Annotated in this window: 2 protein-coding genes and 2 pseudogenes; 2 read left to right on the plus strand and 2 right to left on the minus strand. The window is 67.6% G+C overall.

The genetic code is table 11. The annotated features are described in order from the left end of the window. A pseudogene (locus tag ACRDUX_RS21650) lies at positions 1-119 on the plus strand (LLM class F420-dependent oxidoreductase); the annotation flags it as partial. Here ACRDUX_RS21650 and ACRDUX_RS21655 read toward each other — a convergent pair. Then, on the minus strand, positions 103-1050 hold the full coding sequence (locus ACRDUX_RS21655; RefSeq protein ID WP_526416353.1) for an SDR family oxidoreductase: 948 nt from the start codon (positions 1048-1050) through the stop codon (positions 103-105). The pseudogene ACRDUX_RS21650 and the gene ACRDUX_RS21655 overlap by 17 nt on opposite strands. Before the next feature lie 111 nt (positions 1051-1161). On the opposite strand from ACRDUX_RS21655, the gene ACRDUX_RS21660 reads away from it, so the two are divergent. After that, complete coding sequence (locus ACRDUX_RS21660; RefSeq protein ID WP_526416355.1) at positions 1162-1854, plus strand: TetR/AcrR family transcriptional regulator; 693 nt, start codon at positions 1162-1164, stop codon at positions 1852-1854. Here ACRDUX_RS21660 and ACRDUX_RS21665 read toward each other — a convergent pair. After that, positions 1820-2059 (minus strand): annotated as a pseudogene (locus tag ACRDUX_RS21665) (sugar kinase); the annotation flags it as partial. The gene ACRDUX_RS21660 and the pseudogene ACRDUX_RS21665 overlap by 35 nt on opposite strands.

Here is a 2059-nt window from a genome sequence, read left to right on the forward strand (position 1 = left end):
TCACCGACGTCATCGTCGGCTTCCGGATCCCCTACATCAAGGGCAACGACACCGAGCCGCTCGACGACAAGATCCGCCACCTCGAACGGTTCGCGGAGAACGTCATCGCGAAGACGTGAACGCCAGCTCGGGCCGGAACGCCGAGAAGCCCGTGCCGGTGAGTTGCTCGGCCACCGACCACAGCGACGCCGCAAGGTCGACGCCACGCGCCGACCGCGGCAAGCTCAGCTTCGTCGTCGGCCCGACGAGGCCGCCGAGGCGACTCGGACCGTAGTACGCGCCCTGCCTGACGTCTGGGTCGGTCGCCGCGAACAGCAAGGGTTCGGTGCCGGGCACCACGTCCTGTGACGGCAGCAGCGGCAGATCGAAGAGCGGGTTGAACCGCTTCTTCGCCCGGCCGAGGTTCGGGCCTGCTGACTGCAGGTTGGTCCTGGTGTAGCCCGGATGCGCGATGGTGCTCAACAGCCTCCAGCCGCGCTCAACGGCAATGTTCGCCAGGTGGACACCGAGCAGCAGGTCGGCCAATTTCGACTGTGCATAGGCTCCGACCGAGCCGTAGGACTCGGCGGACTGCAGGTCGCGGAAGTTGATCCGGCCGATGTTCGCGGCCCCGCTGGCCATCGTCGTCACCCGCGGTGCGTCTGATGAGAGCAGCAGCGGCAGAAGAAGATTCGTCAGGGCGAACGGACCGATGAAGTTGCTGCCGAACTGGAGCTCGAAGCCGTCGGCGGTGGTCATGCGTTGCGGCACGGCCATCACGCCCGCGTTGTTGATGAGGACGTCGAGGCGCTCACCGTCCGCGCGGATGCCTTCGGCGAAGGCGCGCACGCTGGCAAGGTCGGCGAGGTCGATGCGGCGCACCTCCAGCGACGCTGCAGGCACGTCCTTGCGGATTTCGGCGGCAGCCGCGTGACCCTTCTCCTCGGTGCGCACCGCCATGACGACGTGCCCGCCCGCTGCGGCGATCCTGCGCGCGGCCTCCTTGCCCGTCCCGCTGTTGGCTCCGGTGATCACGAAGCGTCGACCGGACTGATCGTCGACCTGATACATGGCATCCCTCTCGAAGAGGCCGCTTAGCGACCGATGGTCTCTAACTGGGGCCGAACGCTAACAGACCACCGGTCGCTAGGCAAGAGACCGACGGTACCTTATGCTGACCACATGGTGTCCTTCGTCCGCGCCCACAGCGCTGAGCAGCGAGAAGTGCGCCGCACGACAATCCTGGACACGGCACGGGCGATGCTCTGCGAGATGCCGGTGGCGGCGGTCACGCTCAACGGCTTGAGCCGCAAGTCGTGTATGGCCAAGTCGAACGTGCTGCGCTACTTCGAGTCGCGCGAGGCCGTGCTGCTCGAGTTGTGCGCCGAGGCGCTCACCGAATGGGTGACCGACGTGGAGCAGCGGATGGCCGCCGTCGCTGACCCGTCCGAGAACGTCTCGACCCGAGCCGACCGGGTCGCCGCCGCCATCGCCGCGTCACTGTCCGAGCGGCCGGTTCTCAGCGATCTGATGAGTGCGCAAGCGGCCGTGCTGGAACACAACATCTCAACCGATACCGTGCTGCGGTACAAGCGCTCGGCGGTCGCCAACGTCGACCGGCTCGCCGAGTCGGTGGCCGATCAGCTCCCCGAACTCGGCGCTGAGGACGCCACCAGGTTCATCACCCTGGCCGCCCTGATGGCCACCTCCGTGTGGACGCACTCCCGTCCCCCGCAGGCGGTGGTCGCCGCCTACGAGGCGGACGCGTCGCTAGAACCCCCCTGCCTGGAGTTCGAGGCCACGCTCCGCGAAGCGCTCGAGACGATCCTGGCGGGCCTGCTCAGTCAACGAGGGCGTCGACGGCCGTTGGGCTGAGCACCTCGTCGAGCACCATGATGGCGCCGCCGACGATTCCCGACCGGCTACCGTGCGCGGCGGACACCACCTCGAGGGCACGCGTCGCCTGCGCAGTAGCGTTGCCGTACAACGTCTCCCGCAGTCCGGCGACGAATATCTCATAGGCGCCCGCCATGTCTCCTGCCACCACGACGACGGCCGGGTTCAACAGGTTCACCGCCGC

Origin of the sequence: Mycobacterium sp. (assembly GCF_050701675.1) — a bacterium.
Classification (GTDB): domain Bacteria; phylum Actinomycetota; class Actinomycetes; order Mycobacteriales; family Mycobacteriaceae; genus Mycobacterium.

Excerpts from the sequence above, each read along its gene's own strand:
- ACRDUX_RS21655 (WP_526416353.1), bottom strand. The coding sequence starts at position 1,050 with ATGTATCAGGTCGACGATCAGTCCGGTCGACGCTTCGTGATCACCGGA.
- ACRDUX_RS21660 (WP_526416355.1), top strand. The coding sequence starts at position 1,162 with ATGGTGTCCTTCGTCCGCGCCCACAGCGCTGAGCAGCGAGAAGTGCGC.